We start from the raw sequence: 16,861 nt of genomic DNA, 5'->3' as shown, positions 1-16,861 counted from the left end.
CGTCCGGCCAATACTATATCACGGCCCAGGGTTTATCATGGTCGATGGCAGTAACATCCCGGCCCGAGGAAGGTGATGTTCACACGTTCGAGCGGACGTTCACCCACGAGGACGTCGAGCGCTTTGGCGAGGTCTCCGGCGACCGACAGGCGATCCATACCGAACCCGACGACGAGGGGCGACTTGTCGTCCAGGGGCTGCTCACCGCGACCCTCCCGACCAAGATCGGCGGCGATCTCGGCGTCCTCGCGCGTACGATGGAGTTCGAGTTCCGTGAACCGGTCTACACCGGCGAAACGATCGTCTGCGAGGTGACGGTCACGGCGGTCACCGAGCGCGACGACCGTTACGATATCGCGTGTTCGGTCGACTGTCGCGACGTGGACGGGACGACCGTGATGCAGTCGGGATTCGAAGGACTGATCTGGAAAAACGAGCGGTAGCGTTCGGATTTCGCCGCCCAGGACAAATTCACAGTTCCTCGTAGGACGTGAACGCGATGTCGTCGGGATCACAATCGAGCAGCGGTGCGAGGAGTTCGTTCTCCCAAGTCAGCCAGCGCTCGGGGTACTCGTCGGCTTCGATGGGCGCTCCAGGTGCGCCCCACAACTCCTCCCACGCTTCGCGGCTCTCGTAGATCCAGAGGGCGGCGTAGGAATCCCGGTGGTCGCCACGGAGCCCTTCGAGGAATCGGTACTCGACGAGCCCGGGTAGATCGAACAGTCCTCGTCGCTCGGCCTCCGCAACCGCGCGTTCGAACGCTGCGGAGTCGACGCCGGCAGCGAGGGTGTACTCGTGAACGCTGACGACACGCGACATGGTTACCATACGAATCGCTCGCGGATAGTCGAACCGCCCACTATCCGCGTGTCGAACAGTCTGAAGAGGTGTTCACCACGACTTGCACGCAGCGCAGACTAGGTCACCGTCATCGCGCCAGCGCGCCGCGACTGACCCACCGCACTCGGCACAAGACGCTTCGTCCGGCGACCATGCATACGTCGACTGGAAGGAGTTTTCAGCATTGCTGGATCGGGCGCTCGTCGCGGTCGCCGACGGCTCCGGTTCCGTCGCCCGATCGGCTGCTGTGTCGTCGTTCGGTCCGGCGTCATCGGCCATATCGCCAGTAGGCGCGCCGACGGCTTGACTGTGGTGGACGGATACGCACAAGTACCTCCCCATCCGATGGGGTGTATGGCGAACATCGTCACACGATTGCTCGGCAACATCCCCGAACTCGTGGACAAGTTTTCACAGGTCGCCCTTGGCGATCCGCTGTCGGCGATCCTGCTGCTTTTCGGTGCACTCTTCGTGCTGTTTTCGGTCGGCGTGTTCGGCTATCTCGCCGCCGGCGCGCTCGTCTCGGGGATCATCCCGGAAAACTTCGGTCGCACGCCGCCCCAGCAAGGCGAATAGCTTCATCGGGATCGGGACCGAGCGGCGCACCGATCACGACGCTGTCAGCGTATTCTAAGACCGCGCGGAGCCGTGACTCGACTGTGTCAGGCTCGCCGGCGATACAGAACGCGTCGATCATCGCGTCGCTCACTCGATCGAACGCGATGCTGAACTCGCCCGCCGCAAGCGCGTCGCCGATCGTGTCCGCACGGTCGGCGTCGAGTCCGTGACGCTCGACGACGGGCGGCGGTGCGCCCGCAGCGATGAACGCCACCGGTGGACGGGCAGCCTCGCGAGCCGCCGTGGCGTCCTCGGCGATGCTGACGCTTGCGTACGCCGCGAGGTCGAACTCTCCACGTTCGGCCGGGCGGTCATCGAGTCCTTCGGCGACCCGTTCGGCGGCCCACGCGAGATCGTCTGGATGCGAGCCATTGTAGAGGAGTCCGTCGGCGTGTTTCGCGGCCATCCGGCACATCCCCGGACCCTCGCCGCCGACGTAGACCGGAATCTCGCCGACCGCGTAGTTCAGGCCCGCGTCACGCGCGACGAACGTGCCGTCGTGATCGACGCGCTCGCCGTCCCAGAGTCGGCGGGCAACCTGAAAGGATTCGAGCACCGATCGGAGCCCACGTTCGTCTTCGAGACCGAGGTTTCTGAGCGTCGATGGATCGCCAGGCCCGACGCCGAACACCGCGCGACCATCCGCCAGTTCGTCGAGAGTCGCCACTCGCGAGGCGAGCGTCACCGGGTGGGTCTCGTAGGGGTTCGTGACACCGGGGCCGAGACGGATTTCGTCCGTGCGCTCTGCGAGCACCGCGAGTGCGGCGAACGGGTCGCGGTTGTTGTAGTGGTGGCTCGCGAACACCGTGTCGAACCCCGCCCGGTCAGCTTCGAGACCCAACTCGACGAGGCGCTCGGTCGGGTGTTCGGGCGTGAGTTCAATCGCGCGCATACGACCACTCCCGGAGCGCCTGGCGAACGAAGTCGGTCTCGACGTCCCGAAACAGCTCGTCGCTTCCCTCGAACCCATCGAGTTCGAACCCGTTAACCACGGCCACCGGCTCGCCGCCGCCTCCCTCGCCGAGCACGAGATTCGCCGCTGCAGCGAGTTCGTCAACGATCGACTCTACCGTGACGCCGAGTTCGCGGCCGTCGCGGTCGTGCTCACCACGCCAGTCGTGGCTCGCCGGCAGGCCCGCCCGTCCGATTGCGACCCCGCGCTGACCGTGACGGAACGGTCGCCCACAGGTGTCAGTCACGACCACCGGCACGCCGAGCGAAGCGTGGAGCCGGCGGGCGCTCTCGTCCGGGCGCTCCGGCAGGAGGAGAATATCGCTTCCAGGGACGTTCGAACGATCGATTCCAGCGTTGACACCGACGTGACCGAACCGAGTCTCGGTCAACAGAAACGGGGCCTCGATCAGGAGATCGGTGCTCTCCTCCAGCACCGCCTGGGCGAACCGAGGGTCCTTCTCCTCGCCCGTGATCTCGGCGAGCCGGTCGGCGATCTCGGTCGCACGCGGCCCCGCCGGGAACGCGTCGAGATCGTGTGCCCGGCCCTCGGCCTTCGATACCACCGTGCTCGCCACACAGACCACGTCGGCGGAATCGAGGTCCGCGCGTTCGGCGATCAACGCAGCGAGGTCGTCGCCCTCGCGTATCTCGGGGAGACCGGGAACGGGAGAGACGTTCATGACCGGCCTCCGGTGGGGGGACACTTCCGTACTTCGGGTCGCCGTCGCTTCGCCGAATTCGTCGAACCGACGGTCCGACAGCAGTGTCACCCCTCGTGGATCGTCACGTCGATGTCACCGTCAGCGGTCTCGGCAGTCATCATCGTCGCGGTTTCGGCCGGTTCAGCCCCGGTCGCGCTGCCCGGATTCAGCAGACGGACGCCGTCGGTCTCGGCGTCGAGCATCTGGTGAGTGTGACCAGACACGCCGACCGTCGGCCCGTCGCTCGCTTCCTCGCTGACGACGCCAGCCACGCGCTCCTCGTAGCCCTCGATGTCGCCGGTGCCGTGGGTGACGACGAATTCGACGCCGCCGCGCTCGACCGTCGTCACCGAGGGGAGATCGAGCCGTGGGTCCATGTTCCCGGTCACGGCGGTCAGCTCCCCGCCAGCGAAGTCGCGTACCTCCGCAAGTGTGTCGGCGGCGTCGAAATCACCGACGTGGATGGTGTGGTCGGCCGCCTCGACTTCCTCCCTGATCCACTTCGGAATTCGGTCCGCGCGCGAGGGGATGTGGGTGTCGCCGATGATCGCGATCCGTACCATGCACTCCCGTTCGAGCCCCGGGATCAAAGTCCTCGCGCCACGTTCAAGACCGAACGCGCAGTAGCAAGTTCATGGACGAAACCGCCGTCGTCACCTGTTTCCTCCGTAATCGCGGCGAGGTCCTCCTGCTCCACCGGAGCGACGAGGTCGGCTCGTATACCGGTCGGTGGGGTGCGGTCGCGGGCCACGCCGAAGGCGATCCCGACGGGGCCGCACGCGAGGAGATCGAGGAGGAAACGGGGCTCGACGATGCCGTCTCGCTCGTCCGCGCGGGCGACCCGTTCGAAGTGACGGACGACGACCTCGATACACGGTGGATCGTCCATCCGTACTTGTTCGACTGCGAGTCACGCGAGGTCGAGGCGAACGACGAGACGACCGACATCGAATGGGCCTCACCGACCGAGATCCGGCAGCGCGAGACCGTCCCCGACCTCTGGACGTCCTACGAGCGCGTCGCGCCGACGGTCGAAACGATCGAAACGGATACCGATCACGGATCGGCGTGGCTCTCGGTGCGCGCCCTCGAAGTGCTCCGGGACCGTGCTGGCGTGCTCGCGACGTCGGCTGCCGGTGAGGACGAGAACGGCGACTGGAGCGATCTGGAGACTCTCGCCGAGGATCTCCGCACGGCGCGACCGAGCATGACGGTCGTCGCGAACCGGATCAACCGCACGATGGCCACGTCGAGCGACGACCGAACTCCCGGAGTGATCGAGCGCGCCGCAACTGCGGGGATCGACCGCGCGTTCGAGGCTGACGAGGCGACCGTACGCGAGGCGGCCGCGCGGCTCGACGGCACGGTGCTGACGCTCTCGCGTTCGGGGACAGTGCTCGATACGCTCCGCCAAGCAACGGTCGAGGAAGTGCTTGTCTGCGAGTCGCGACCCGCACGCGAAGGGGTCGGCGTCGCGGAAGCCCTCGCGGACGACTGTCCTGTGACGCTCGCGATCGACGCGGCGGCCGCCCACCTCCTCGCCGAACGTGCGGTCGACGCCGTGGTCGCCGGTGCGGACACTGTGTTCGCCGATGGAAGCGTTCTCAACAAGATCGGAACGCGGGCCGTCGCTGTCGCCGCCGCCCACGAGAACGTACCGGTGTGCGTGGTCGCCGCGAGCGACAAGATCGATCCTGACCCCGAGTCGGAGCCCGAGTTCGGCGACGGCGATCGGGACCAGGTCTACGACGGCGACGCCGATCTCGCTGTGGCGAACCCGACGTTCGATCGAACGCCGGCTGAACACGTGACCATCGTCACCGAGCATGGCCAACTCGAACGAGACGATATCGCCGAGACGGCGGCGGAACTGCGCGAACTCACGGCGTGGTCGTGAGTCCAGCCGGCAGAAAGCGGGACCGTCACAGAGGTTGCGACGATACGGAATCGAGGGCACCCGGTACGGTGACTGTCGAAATAGAAAAAATTGCCCGAGCTGTGTTTGGATGGTTGTGAACCCATAGTTTCTCATCACATGGTCGAACGATTAGCACCGTGACTGGAGAAATCGCTCAATCGGTACTCTCGGTCGATATAATGTCCGAAATATCGGCCGAAACAATTTGACGATCGTGTTCGCGCTGAAACAGTCTCATTTCGATCGCGATCGTGATCGTCCGCTCAAGCGATTCGGAATCATTCCATCTCCGGGCCGCTATCGTGGATTGATCGGTGTTGAATATCCGTCACGACCCGATACTGATCGGGAACTGTAGAATTCCCGGAACGAGATCGACAGGAGGACATTTGATGAGTGAACAGTTTCGAAACTTTCCGATGGTACTCAGATATAACCGGCTCGGTGACCGCCCTTCTCGAAGACACTACGCACGATCGGGACGCCGAAACGGCCGGGCCGGTCTCCGGTATTCTTTAATAGCCGAGCGACGAACGGGCGATTCGAGATGGATATCGAGGCATTCTTCGAGGGCATGCCGTTCGCCGATCTGCTCGGCGTCGAAGTGACCGAGGCAGCGGACGGTCACGCCGAAGGCCACATCGCGATGCGCGAGGAGCTGTCGTGGAACCAAGACCGAATGATGGCCCACGGCGGCGTCACGTTCACGCTCGCCGACACGGTCGGCGGTGCGGCGCTGGTCTCGCTCGTCGATCAACCTGTGCCGACGATCGACATGCGGATCGACTACCTCGAAGCGGGTACCGGCGACCTCCACGCCGAGGCGGACGTCGTTCGCGAGGGTGGCGACGTTGGTGTGGTGGACGTGGCCGTGACGGCGGAGGATGGAACGCCGGTGGCCGACGTTCGCGGTGTATATAAAACCGGATAGCGCAGCTCCGTCTCGGTCACGGCCGACACTTATTTCGGCCACATATGGCAGTATTTTCGACAGAATTTTCCTGTATCAAACCTACACCCCAATCAGAGTACGGTAGCGGCCTCTCGATCGCGCCGACGCAGTGGTCCCTTACTATCAGTCTGTGATCATAGTAGTCGAAGGTTTTATTGCGGAGTGCGGGTCAGTCCGCGGTGTGACTATGCAAGACAAGGACAAGGAGTCGAAATCACCGTCTATGAGAAGCGCTAGCTCACGCCGCCGTTTCCTTGCGCTCGCCGGTGCAGCGGGACTCACGGGACTCGCCGGGTGTAGCGGGGGCGGTGGCGGGAACGGCTCGAACGACAGCGGCCAATCTGGCGGCGATTCGGGCGGCGGCGATGGGAGTGGTGGCTCGGCAGGCGGCAACGGTAGCGACGGCTCCGGTGATGGCAACACCAGCGGCGACACCGGCGGGAACGGGACCGGCGGCAACGAGAGTGGCTCGGGTGGCGGCGGGTCGGCGGATCTCGGAAGCGTGACTGTCGGCATCCTGAACCCGATATCGGGTGCGTACAGCTCGCTCGGACCGGGCCAGCGCAGCGGGGCGGAGCTGGCGGTCGAGCAGATCAACGAGAGCGATCAGTTCGGTGTCGAGATCGATCCGGTGTACGCGGACACCGAAACCGCGACGAGCGCCGCTCAGGGGAGTGCCCAACGGCTCGTCCAGGAGGAGGGTGCCGAGTATCTCTTCGGCGCAATCAGCAGTTCGGTCGCGCTCTCGCTCAACGAGTTCGCCGCGAGCGAGGAGCTCATTTACTTCCCGGGCGGGGCCGCCGTCCCGATCACCGGCGAGAACTGCAACGAGTGGGTGTTCCGCTGTGAGACCAACACCGCCCAGATCGCCGAAGCGATCTCGGGGTACTCAGTCAACAACCTCGGCACGAACGTCTGGTTCCACATCGCGGACTACGCCTACGGCGAGTCGGTGTACAACCGCGTCAGCTCCCGGATGCAGTCGGCGAACGACAGCTATCAAGAGGTCGATCTCACGCGCTCCCAGCTCGGCTCGTCGAACTTCGGGTCGTTCATCAGCCAGATCTCCAACTCGAACGCCGAAGTGGTGGTACTCGGCATGACCGGCGGCGACCTCGTCAACTTCGTGAACCAGGCCGCGGATCAGGGGCTCACCGACCAAGTGAACCTCGTCGGGCCGACGATGAGCTTCCAGAGCGTGCGCGCCGCGACCGGCAGCAACGCTATCGGGACGTACGGTGGCGTACGGTACGATCCGTCGATCGATCTCGGCGACAACCAGCAGTTCGTCGAGGCGTTCCAGAATGCGAACGACGGACCGCCTGGCAACTTCGCCCGGGTCGGCTACGACTCCGTCCGACTCATCGCCCGCGGCATCCAGGAGGCCGGTAGCACGGACCCGGCCGACGTCAGAGACGCCCTCTCTGGCGGGACTTTCACGACCGTGCTGGGCGACGTTACGCTCAGGGAATCCGATCACCAGGCCACCAACCCGACGTGGATGAGCGAGCTGGTCGAGGGCGACGGCGACATGGCCGACGTGGAACTCATCGACAAGACCGAGGGCGAGGAGGCGCTGCCGCCGGCCTCGGAGCTCGGCTGCAGCCTGAACTAAGCCCTCATGGTAGCAGTATCCGCCTTCGTCGAACAGCTCGCGAACGGTGTCACCCTCGGAATGGTGTACGTCCTGCTGGCGGCGGGGCTGTCGATCATCTTCGGCGTGATGGACGTCATCAACTTCTCACACGGCGAGCTGTTCGCGCTGGGGGCGTACTTCGCGCTCAGCATCGTGGCTCCCCTCGGCGCGACCGGGTTCTGGGTCGCGCTCGTGGTCGCGCCCCTGCTCGTCGGCGTGATCGGCGCGGCCATCGAGCGCTTCACCGTCCGGCCGCTGTACGGCCGGGACCCGCTGTATCACATCCTGCTGACGTTCGGGCTCGTGCTCATCATCAGCGACCTCATTCAGCTCGTCTGGGGCACCTCCCAGCACCAGCTCATCGTGCCCGACCTCCTGAACCAGGCGATCGCCGTCTTCGGCGTCCGGCTCTCGCTGTACAGCTACTTCATGATCGCCGTCGGTGCCGTGCTCGCGATCGGGACGTGGCTCGTTCTCAATCGAACCACGTATGGGACGATCGTCCGGGCGGGCTCGCAGGACCGCGAGATGGTGCGGAACCTCGGGATCGACATCGATCGGTACTACACCCTCGTCTTCGGGTTCGGGGCCGCGCTCGCCGCGGTCGGCGGGATCGTGCTCGGCGGCTATCAGAACGTCAACCCCGGGATGGGCAACAGCGTCATCATCCCCGCGTTCATCATCGTGGTGCTCGGCGGCCTCGGAAGCTTCCGGGGGGCAGTCTTCGGCGGGCTCCTCGTCGGTGTCGTCCAGACGCTGACCCGAACCTATATTCCTGTCCTCGAAGGATTGACGGTCTTTCTGTTGATGATCGGCGTGCTCCTCCTGAAGCCTCAGGGACTGTTCGGCAACCCCGAGTGGCAGACCACCGAGTCCGACGAGGGCGAGCTCCTGATCGGGGCGCATGGTGGGGTGTTCGCCCGGGACACCCGCGAACGGCTCGGGGCCGCGGTGGTGGGGCTGCTCGCGGTGGCCCCGATCGTGCTGCTGGCGACCGGCAACGACTACTACGTGGCGCTGCTGAACGAGATGTTCATCTGGGCGATCTTTGCACTGAGCCTCGACTTCGTGATGGGCTATGCTGGACTCGTCTCGCTCGGCCACACCATGTTCTACGGCATCGGCGCGTACGTCGCGGCGCTCGTCTTGCTCCACCTCGCGCCCTCCTTTCTCGTCGCGCTCGTCGGCGCGATGGCGGTCTGTGCGGTCGTGGCGTGGGTAGTCGGCAACCTCTCGATCCGGGTGTCGGGAGTGTACTTCGCGATGATCACGCTCGCGTTCGCCCAGTTGTTCTACAACGCGGTGTTCAAGCTCGACTGGACCGGCGGGAGCGACGGACTGCTCGGGTTCGACGCGTTCCTCGGGGTCGGCGGAGTCGGGGCTCCGATCTCCGAAGTCGAGTTCACGCTCGCGGGGCTCACGATCACGCCGGCGGCGGTGTTTTACTATCTCGCGCTCGTCCTCGCGGTCGCCTCGCTGCTGTTCGCGCGGCGGTTCATGAACGCGCCGTTCGGCAGCGTGCTCCAGTCGATCAGCGAGAGCGAGGAGCGCACGGAGTTCATCGGGTACGACGTCACGAAGTACAAGCGCCGGGCGTTCGTCATCAGCGGCGCGCTCGCGGGGCTCGCCGGCGGGCTGCTCGCGGTGAACCCCGACACGTTCGTGATCTCGCCAGGCCAGACGCTCTACTGGATCAACTCCGGCGAGGTCATCGTGATGACGCTGCTCGGCGGGATGGGAACCCTGTTCGGGCCGATGATCGGTGCCGGGGTGTTCATCGGTGCGGAGGACATTCTGGCGACCTACACCGAGCAGTGGCGCATGGTGATCGGGGCGGTGTTCGTGCTGTTCGTGCTGTTCGTGCCCCGGGGCCTCGTGTCGGTCCCATCGCTTGTGGCGCAATGGCGACAGGATTCGCGGGAGGGCGATCCGCCCGCCGGGCTCGACGACACGGAGGCGAGCCCAGATGACTGACGCCGTGCTCGAAACCGACGGGCTCACGAAGCGCTTCGGCGAGCTGACCGCGGTCGATCACGTCGATCTTGCGGTCGAGGCCGGCGAGTTCCGAAGCGTCATCGGACCGAACGGGGCGGGCAAGACCACCCTGTTCAACTGCATCACCGGCGCGCTCTCGGCCACGGAGGGGACGGTGTGGTTCCGGGGCGAGGACATCACCGACGTCCCCTCCCACGAGCGGGTCCGCCGCGGGGTCGGCCGGTCGTTCCAGATCACGAACGTCTTCGGCGGTCTCGCAGTCAGGGAGAACGTCCGGCTCGCCGCCCAGTCGATCTTCGGCGACGATATCTCCGGCCGCGACGCGATGTTCCGCGACAAGGACTCCTTTGGGGACGTTTCGGCGCGCACCGACGAGGTGCTCGATCGGATCGGGCTCGCGAGCCACGCCGACGAGCGCGCCGAGACGCTCGCGTACGGCGATCAGCGCCGTCTCGAAATCGGGATCGTGCTCGCGACCGATCCCGAACTCGTGCTCCTCGACGAACCCACCGCCGGGATGAGCAGCGAGGAGACCCGGGCGACGATGGACCTGATCGAGGACGTGCTCGCCGATCGGAGTCTGCTCCTGATCGAACACGACATCGACCTCGTGATGCGGGTCTCGGATCGAATTACAGTCCTCACCCGCGGCGAGGTGCTCGCGGAGGGATCGCCGACCGATATCGCCGAGGACGACGACGTACGTGACGCGTACCTCGGGGGTATGCGCCAGTGAGCGACCCGCTGCTCTCGGTCGAGGACGTCCACGCAGGCTATGGCCTGACCGAGGTGCTCCAGGGCGTGAGCTTCGACGTCGACCGCGGCTCGGTGGTCGCGCTGGTGGGTCGCAACGGGGTCGGCAAGACAACGACGCTCCGGACGATCGTCGGCAACCTCACGCCGACGAGCGGCCGGATTACCTTCGATGGCGAGGACGTCACCGGCCTCGCCACGGAGAAGACAGTCCGGAAAGGGATCACGTTCGTGCCGGAGGATCGGCGGGTGTTCCCCGGACTTACGGTGCGGGAGAACATCGAGATGGGGCAGCACGGCGTTTCCGCGGCGGACGGTCCTACAGTCGATGAGGTACTCGACCGGTTCGAGAACCTCCGGGAGCGCGAGGGGAGTTACGGCTCGGTGCTTTCGGGCGGTGAGCAGCAGATGCTCGCGATCGCGCGGGCGCTCGTCGCCGATCCCGACCTCCTGCTGCTCGACGAACCCACCGAGGGACTCGCACCGTTCATCGTTCGAGAGATCGAGGACATCATCAGAGAACTCAACGACGACGGGATCACCGTCCTGCTGGTCGAGCAGAACATCCCGGTCGCGCTCGACGTCGCGGATCACGCGCACATCCTCGCACAGGGCGAGATCGTCCACAGCGGCCCCGCCGCAGCGGTGCGGGACGACGACGAACTCCTCGATCGCCACCTCGGCGTTGGTGCGATCGAATAGTCCACCGACACGCGGTAATGAGCCACCACCAATGACGACCGAACCACGAATTCACACGGACGAACCGTCGCACGATCCGGCCGGCCGGTTCCGAGTCGCGAGCGACACCACGAAGTGCGCGAACGAGGAAAGGTGGGCGAATCGATGACTCACGAGACTCCGATCCGGATCGATCACGTCGGGATCGCGGTCGAGGAGTTCGAAACGGCCGAGACCGTCCTCCATGCACTCGGCGCTGAGAAGTACGTCGACGACACCGGTCCAGATGGGGAGTTCCGGTGGGTCGGCTACGTTCTCGGCGATGCCTCGCGGCTCGAACTCATCACGCCGCTCGTGGCGGGGAGCTTTCTCGACGAGTTCCTCGACAGAAACGGACCCGGCCTCCACCACGTCACCTGCGAGGTCGCCGACATCGACGCCGTGGCCGCGTCGCTGACCGATGCCGGCGTCACCGTGGTCGATCGGGCCGAACACGAAGTGTACACCGAGTTGTTCGTCTCGCCGCACAACCCCACCGGCACACTTTTCCAGCTGATGGAGTACCACGACACCTACGAGGAGCGCTACGATCCCGACCACTCGTTCGTCGGCGGCCACCGGGTCGAGGAAGCGTGGCCGGCGTTCGACTCGGCCGAGGAGTGAACGGTCGGGCTGTCAGCTCTAGTTGTTCCATCCTGTCCCGCAGACGAGTAACCGACCGACGACCGAAGACCGAAGACCGCCGCCACGGCGTTGCTGGCGACGAGCACGGTCTCGGCCGCACCGAGAAACGGGAAAGCTTTTGATGACAGTCCCTCTCCCTTGGGGCAACATGACACGCGACACCTGGGCAACGCGGGCCGGCTTCATTCTCGCGGCAGTCGGCAGCGCTGTGGGACTCGGTAACATCTGGCGATTTCCGTGGATGACGGCCGAAAACGGCGGGAGCGCGTTTCTGGTCACGTATCTGTTCATCGTGCTCGGCGTCGGCGTCCCCGGCCTCCTCGCAGCGTTCGTAATCGGCCGGCGCGCGAACCGAAACCCCGTCGGCGCGTTCGAGTCGCTCCGAGGTGGCCGTGGCTGGACCGTGCTCGGCGGGCTCTGTATCGTGACCTCGCTCGTGCTGGTTTCCTTTTACAGCGTCGTCGGCGGCTGGGTGCTCCGGTACTTCCTCGAGAGTTTCACTGGCGCGTACTTCGCCCAACCCGAAGCCCACTTCGGTAGTATCGACTTCGGCCTTCAGGCGTTCGGCTTTCAGGTCGCTTTCCTCGTCCTGACCGCACTGGTCGTCGTCGCCGGCATCCGCAAGGGGATCGAGGCCACCACGAAGGTCATGATGCCCGCGGTCGTGGTGTTGCTGGCCGGGCTCGCAGTGTGGGCGTTCCAGCAGCCGAACGCGGCTGCGGGCTACGAGTTCTTCCTCTCGTTCAATGGCGGGTATCTCGCCGACAACTTCGTGGCGGTGCTCGGTGCGGCAGCCGGTCAGGCGCTGTTCACGCTCTCGATCGGCGGCGGGACGATGTTGACCTACGCGTCGTATCTCGGTGAGGATCGCTCGCTCCCTGCCGACGGCTCGATCATCGCGATCTTGAACCTCGGAATCGGTGTACTCGCCGGTCTCGTAGTGTTCCCGCTGCTGTTCTCGGTCGTCGGCGGCCCGACCGGCGGTGGGACGGGTGCGCTGTTCGTGAGTATCGCTGGGGCGTTCGCCGATCTCCCGGCGGGGCGGTTCATCGGCGCGACGTTCTTCCTCGTCGTGCTGTTCGCGGCGCTGTCGAGTTCGATCAGCATGCTCGAAATCCCGGTGTCGTACGTCGTCGACGAGTACGGGTACGACCGCACGCCAGTCACCCTCGGACTGTTCGTGCTCGTCCTCGGAACCGGCGCGATCAACGCGTTCAACGGGGGAATATTCGCGTTCGTCGCCGGTCCGCTCGTGAGCCAGCTCATGACGCTCGGCCTGATCGGGTTCATGATCTACGCCGCGTGGGTGCTCGGCGACGAGGCCGTGGCGGAGTTCAGGAAGGGTGCGGGGTCGATCGCGCGGGCGCTCGCCACCCCGTGGCGGTACGCGATCGGGACGGTGTTCCCACTCTTCCTCCTGTTTTCGTTTTACTCGTCGATCGTCGACTTCGCCGGGATCTCGCTTTCGACGATGGCGATCGCGGGACTCGCGCTTCTCACCGGAATTCCGTTCGTCGGCGTGGTGCGCTGGGTCGAGGGAAGCGGTCGAACCGGGACGGCTGAAGCGGCCGACTGACGCCATTACCTCCTCGTTCCGCGACTGCGGTTCGGGTGTATCGTCCCGTCGTGGTCCACAAAACCCAATACAGGGACCGACATATCTCCGGGTATGTCCGGCAACGAACGGTCGAATCGTCCGGTAACCACCACCGAGACCTCTATCCGGATCCTCGAACTTCTGAAGGCCAACGGAGGGGTGAGTCTCGCCGGGCTCGCCGACGAACTCGAGATGGCCCGGAGCACCATCCACCGTCACCTCCTGACGCTCGAGGACAACGATCTCGTCCGTCGTGCGGAGGGCAACTACCATCTCGGGCTCCGACTGCTCGATTTCGGGATGCGCGCGCGCGACCGGATCGACTTCTATCATGCCGCCCGCCCGCTGGTCGATCGGCTGGCGGACGAGACCGACGAAAAGGTCTGGCTGGTTGCGAAGGACGGCCGTTTCAGCGTCCACCTCTACAAGTCCTACGGCGACAACCCGCTCGAAACCTCCGCACAGGTCGGCCAACGACGGTATCTTCACCAGCTCGCCGCCGGGAAGGCGATCCTCTCACAGCTTCCCGATGCGGAACTTCGGGACGTTCTCGATCACTGTGGCCTCCCCGAACAGACCGAGCACACGATCACCGAACGTGACGAACTGCTCGGCGAACTCGACGGGATCAGTGAGCGCGGCTACGCGTTCAACCGCGGCGAGTCGATCACCGGACTGAACGCAGTCGGCGCGCCGATCCGCGACGCCGACGGCTATCCGGTCGGGGCGATCAGCATCTCCGGTCCGGCGAACCGGGTGAAAGGCGACCTTCTTCGAGAAGAGCTGCCCGACAAGCTGCTCGCCGCGATCGACGAGATCCACATCCACCTCCGGTACGCCTCGAACGGAGAGGGCGGTCAGCCCGGATAGTCCCCGCGATCCGACGACGACCCTCGCCTCAGCGGAGTTTCGGTGCGACTTCGGTGCCGAGTCGTTCGATACACTCGGCCATCGCGTCGGTGCCGACGCCTGGATGATAGGTCCGGAACACGCAGTGAACGTCGTCACCGGCGGCCTCGCGGTAGCGGTCGAGCTCGTCGGCGACCTGCTCCGGCGTACCGAAGATCGCCTGCTCTTTCAGTTCCTGTTTGCGCTCCTCGGAGAGTTCGTCGACCGGTTCGCCCGAGAAGATTTCGGCGTAGCGGCGCTGGATGTAGAAGTAGCCTGGCTTCATCGTCTCCCACGCCTCCTCGCGGGAGTCGCCGACCCAGCCGTGCTGGAGCGCGTACACCGTGAACTCACTCTCGATGTTCTCCTCGTCGCGCACCCTCCGAATGTCCTCGACGCGCTTTTCGAGCCCGGTGAGCGAGAGCTTCGAGGGCGCACACCACGCGTCGGCGGTCCGGGCGGCCCGCCGCACTGCGGGTTTCGCCGCGCCGCCGAGCATCACCGGCACGTCCCGCTCGGGTTTCGGCGTCACGGTGACGTCGGGCGCGACATCGTGAAACTCGGCGTCGTAGTCGAGCGGGCCCTCCGACCACGCCGCGCGGAGGAGGTCGACTTGGTCGGCGAGCCGCTCGGCACGCTCCTCGATCGGAACGCCGAACTGCTCGAACTCGTCGGGGTTCGACCCGATCGCGAGCCCGAGGGTGAGCCGGCCGTCCGAGAGGAGGTCGACCGTCGCGGCGTCCTCGGCCAGTCGAACGCCATCGTAGAGCGGCGCGAGCGCGATGCACGTCCCGATCTCGATGTCGTCGGTCGCAGCCGCGAGCGCACCGAGTGCGGGCATCGTGCCCGAGAGGTAGCCGTCCTCGGCGAAGTGGTGCTCGGAAACCCACGCGCTGTCGAGGCCGGCGTCGTCGATCGCGCGACCGAGCGTGAGGATCTCGTCGTAGAGCTCGCTCATCGAGCGGTCGTCGTCGGGGCGGCGCTGACCGGTGAACAGTCCGGTGCCGAGTTTCATTTGTCATACGTGGCGGGCGCAGCCTGCTAAACGTTTCTATGCTGTCGGTACAGAGTGGGTCGCGTCGGACGGTGGCGCGCGGGAGCGCCGAAGGCGCGACTCGCGCGAGGGATGAGCGAGCGACCAGCGGGAGCGAAGCGAATCGGCTGGGGAGGGCGTGGCTCGCGGTTTCTCGTTTGAGTCGGGATCGTCCCCGGCGCGCTGGCCCCTGTCCCTGTTTTCACAGCGGAATCGTTCGAAAGCCATCCCGTATCGAGTTCTGGAACTGCGCTCAGTAGTCGATCCTGGTGATCTCCTCGACCGGCCACTCCGAGAGAATCTCGACGCCGTTCTCGCGGACGACGACCATCTCCTCGACCCGGACGCCCTGGCGCTCTGCCGGCTCCATCGTCTCGACCGCCATCGTCATTCCCTCCTCGATCTCGATCGGGTGGTCGGGCGAAAGTCCCCGCCAGATCAGCGGGACCTCGTAGAGCTGGAGGCCGAGCCCGTGCGCCCAGTGGTTCGTGGTCATCTGCCAGTGCTCGTCGGCGTCGTACCAGTCGGCGTGCTCGCCCTCCATGTCCGGGAACCCCTGCGCGATCTCGTCGGTGGTCGCGCCCGGCTCGATCCGTTCGAGCACGTCGTAGAGGTTGTCGCGCGCGGTCTCGTAGGCGTCTTTCTGGGCCTGTGTGGGTTCGCCCATCGAGAACGTCCGATAGTAACACGATCGATACCCCAGATAGCCGATGTTGTAGAAGTCGGCGTAGACGATGTCGCCCGGGCGCATCATCCGGTCGGTGGTGTTCGCTTGATGTTTCGGCCACGTGTTCGGCCCGCTGGTGACGTACCCGCCCTGGACCATCGCCCCGTGTCGCCAGAGTTCGCCCACCGCGTCGCCCCAGACCTCGGATTCGCGCTTGCCTGGCCGCGCGGACTCGGTGATCTTCTGAAAGCCCGCCTCACAGATCGCCGCGACCATCCGGAGACACTCGATCTCGTCTCTGGTCTTGATCTTGCGGGCGTCGTGCATCAGATCGACGCACTCCTTCGTCCGGACATCGACGCCGTCCGACTCGAAGGCGTCGACCAGCCCTGTGCTCCCGACATCGAGTCCCATCGGCTCCTTGGCGACGCCGTACTCCGCCATCGCCTCCTCGACGAGACTCGCCATCTTCTGGGTCAGGAAGTCGCACGCGGAATCGCGACCCGAGGCGCGCGGGACGTTCCCGAGGCCGGGGCACGCATATCGAATGTCGTCGAGCCACGGGCAGTTGAATCGCTGGTTCGAGGCGTGGTCCGCGGTGTCCCAGTGGACCACGTCGCCGTTCTCGGTGAGCAAGGTGTAGTGGTCCGCCCCGCTCCCGCCGGTCATGGCGAGTCCGGTGATGTACCGGATGTTGGGGTCCGAAACCAGCAGCATCGAGCCGAGTTCCGAGTCCTGGAGTCGCTCCAGGGCCTTCTCGTAGCGTTCCTCGCGGAGGCGCTTGACGTCGATACGCTCCTCCCAGTCGACAGCCTGGGTCCCCCGCGTTCCCTCCATGAAGCTTCGCTCGTACATGGTTCGTTGAGAGGATTCGCCAGGTCGCACATAAATCCCACTACCTCGGCAAGACCGAGCGACCGGGTCGAACGGTCAGCCGCTCCGGA

General features: G+C 65.4%; 18 protein-coding genes. 11 read left to right on the top strand and 7 right to left on the bottom strand.

The window, feature by feature from the left end; translation table 11 throughout:
• Positions 1–44: 44 nt before the first annotated feature.
• Entirely contained in the window at positions 45–443 is a 399-nt protein-coding gene (locus C449_RS06690) for a MaoC/PaaZ C-terminal domain-containing protein (protein WP_006077220.1), read from the top strand.
• Positions 444–471: 28 nt separating this feature from the next.
• On the opposite strand, the gene C449_RS06685 is transcribed toward C449_RS06690, so the two are convergent.
• Both C449_RS06685 and C449_RS19055 read right to left on the bottom strand, forming a co-directional pair.
• Complete coding sequence (locus tag C449_RS06685) at positions 472–819, bottom strand: hypothetical protein (protein WP_152415673.1); 348 nt, start codon at positions 817–819, stop codon at positions 472–474.
• Positions 820–891: 72 nt separating this feature from the next.
• Complete coding sequence (locus C449_RS19055) at positions 892–1,119, bottom strand: DUF7573 domain-containing protein (RefSeq protein WP_080504906.1); 228 nt, start codon at positions 1,117–1,119, stop codon at positions 892–894.
• A 75-nt stretch (positions 1,120–1,194) separates the two neighbouring features.
• Here C449_RS19055 and C449_RS06680 point away from each other — a divergent pair, with 75 nt between their 5' ends.
• Positions 1,195–1,416 carry a hypothetical protein gene (locus tag C449_RS06680; RefSeq protein ID WP_006077217.1) on the top strand — a complete coding sequence of 74 codons (222 nt, stop codon included), beginning with the start codon at positions 1,195–1,197 and terminating at the stop codon, positions 1,414–1,416.
• On the opposite strand, the gene C449_RS06675 is transcribed toward C449_RS06680, so the two are convergent.
• The 3 genes from C449_RS06675 to C449_RS06665 all read right to left on the bottom strand — a co-directional run bounded on the left by C449_RS06675 (position 1,370) and on the right by C449_RS06665 (position 3,676).
• Complete coding sequence (locus C449_RS06675; RefSeq protein ID WP_006077216.1) at positions 1,370–2,350, bottom strand: 5,10-methylenetetrahydromethanopterin reductase; 981 nt, start codon at positions 2,348–2,350, stop codon at positions 1,370–1,372. The two genes, C449_RS06680 and C449_RS06675, sit on opposite strands and share 47 nt — an antisense overlap.
• Positions 2,337–3,092 carry a coenzyme F420-0:L-glutamate ligase gene (locus C449_RS06670; RefSeq protein WP_006077215.1) on the bottom strand — a complete coding sequence of 252 codons (756 nt, stop codon included), beginning with the start codon at positions 3,090–3,092 and terminating at the stop codon, positions 2,337–2,339. The genes C449_RS06675 and C449_RS06670 overlap by 14 nt, the downstream gene beginning before the upstream one ends.
• 86 nt (positions 3,093–3,178) lie before the next feature.
• Complete coding sequence (locus C449_RS06665; RefSeq protein ID WP_006077214.1) at positions 3,179–3,676, bottom strand: metallophosphoesterase family protein; 498 nt, start codon at positions 3,674–3,676, stop codon at positions 3,179–3,181.
• Positions 3,677–3,747: 71 nt separating this feature from the next.
• Between C449_RS06665 and C449_RS06660 the strand changes: the two genes are divergently transcribed.
• The 9 genes from C449_RS06660 to C449_RS06620 all read left to right on the top strand — a co-directional run bounded on the left by C449_RS06660 (position 3,748) and on the right by C449_RS06620 (position 14,199).
• Positions 3,748–5,010, top strand: a complete 1,263-nt coding sequence (locus tag C449_RS06660) for an NUDIX domain-containing protein (protein ID WP_006077213.1) — start codon at positions 3,748–3,750, stop codon at positions 5,008–5,010.
• A gap of 568 nt (positions 5,011–5,578) precedes the next feature.
• The gene (locus C449_RS06655; protein ID WP_006077212.1) at positions 5,579–5,962 is read left to right on the top strand and encodes a PaaI family thioesterase; all 384 of its coding nucleotides are present in this window, start codon (positions 5,579–5,581) and stop codon (positions 5,960–5,962) included.
• A gap of 244 nt (positions 5,963–6,206) precedes the next feature.
• The gene (locus tag C449_RS06650; RefSeq protein ID WP_006077211.1) at positions 6,207–7,598 is read left to right on the top strand and encodes an ABC transporter substrate-binding protein; all 1,392 of its coding nucleotides are present in this window, start codon (positions 6,207–6,209) and stop codon (positions 7,596–7,598) included.
• 6 nt (positions 7,599–7,604) lie between these two features.
• The gene (locus C449_RS06645; RefSeq protein ID WP_006077210.1) at positions 7,605–9,593 is read left to right on the top strand and encodes an ABC transporter permease; all 1,989 of its coding nucleotides are present in this window, start codon (positions 7,605–7,607) and stop codon (positions 9,591–9,593) included.
• Complete coding sequence (locus C449_RS06640) at positions 9,586–10,350, top strand: ABC transporter ATP-binding protein (protein ID WP_006077209.1); 765 nt, start codon at positions 9,586–9,588, stop codon at positions 10,348–10,350. Before C449_RS06645 ends, C449_RS06640 begins: the two co-directional genes overlap by 8 nt.
• Positions 10,347–11,069, top strand: a complete 723-nt coding sequence (locus tag C449_RS06635; RefSeq protein WP_006077208.1) for an ABC transporter ATP-binding protein — start codon at positions 10,347–10,349, stop codon at positions 11,067–11,069. The genes C449_RS06640 and C449_RS06635 overlap by 4 nt, the downstream gene beginning before the upstream one ends.
• A gap of 144 nt (positions 11,070–11,213) precedes the next feature.
• Positions 11,214–11,711, top strand: a complete 498-nt coding sequence (locus C449_RS06630; RefSeq protein ID WP_049913956.1) for a VOC family protein — start codon at positions 11,214–11,216, stop codon at positions 11,709–11,711.
• A gap of 169 nt (positions 11,712–11,880) precedes the next feature.
• Positions 11,881–13,308, top strand: coding sequence for a sodium-dependent transporter (locus C449_RS06625; protein WP_006077206.1), 1,428 nt, complete (start codon positions 11,881–11,883; stop codon positions 13,306–13,308).
• Positions 13,309–13,401: 93 nt separating this feature from the next.
• Complete coding sequence (locus tag C449_RS06620) at positions 13,402–14,199, top strand: IclR family transcriptional regulator (RefSeq protein ID WP_006077205.1); 798 nt, start codon at positions 13,402–13,404, stop codon at positions 14,197–14,199.
• A 28-nt stretch (positions 14,200–14,227) separates the two neighbouring features.
• On the opposite strand, the gene C449_RS06615 is transcribed toward C449_RS06620, so the two are convergent.
• Together C449_RS06615 and C449_RS06610 are read right to left on the bottom strand one after the other, a co-directional pair.
• Positions 14,228–15,232 (bottom strand): LLM class flavin-dependent oxidoreductase, encoded by a 1,005-nt coding sequence (locus tag C449_RS06615; protein ID WP_006077204.1) that lies wholly within the window; start codon positions 15,230–15,232, stop codon positions 14,228–14,230.
• 271 nt (positions 15,233–15,503) lie between these two features.
• Positions 15,504–16,772, bottom strand: a complete 1,269-nt coding sequence (locus tag C449_RS06610) for a M24 family metallopeptidase (protein WP_006077203.1) — start codon at positions 16,770–16,772, stop codon at positions 15,504–15,506.
• Between the last annotated feature and the right edge of the window lie 89 nt (positions 16,773–16,861).

The sequence above is a fragment of the Halococcus saccharolyticus DSM 5350 genome (genome assembly GCF_000336915.1).
Classification (GTDB): domain Archaea; phylum Halobacteriota; class Halobacteria; order Halobacteriales; family Halococcaceae; genus Halococcus; species Halococcus saccharolyticus.
Note: the sequence above shows the minus strand (reverse complement) of the source record. Positions and strands in the feature narration are given on the sequence as shown.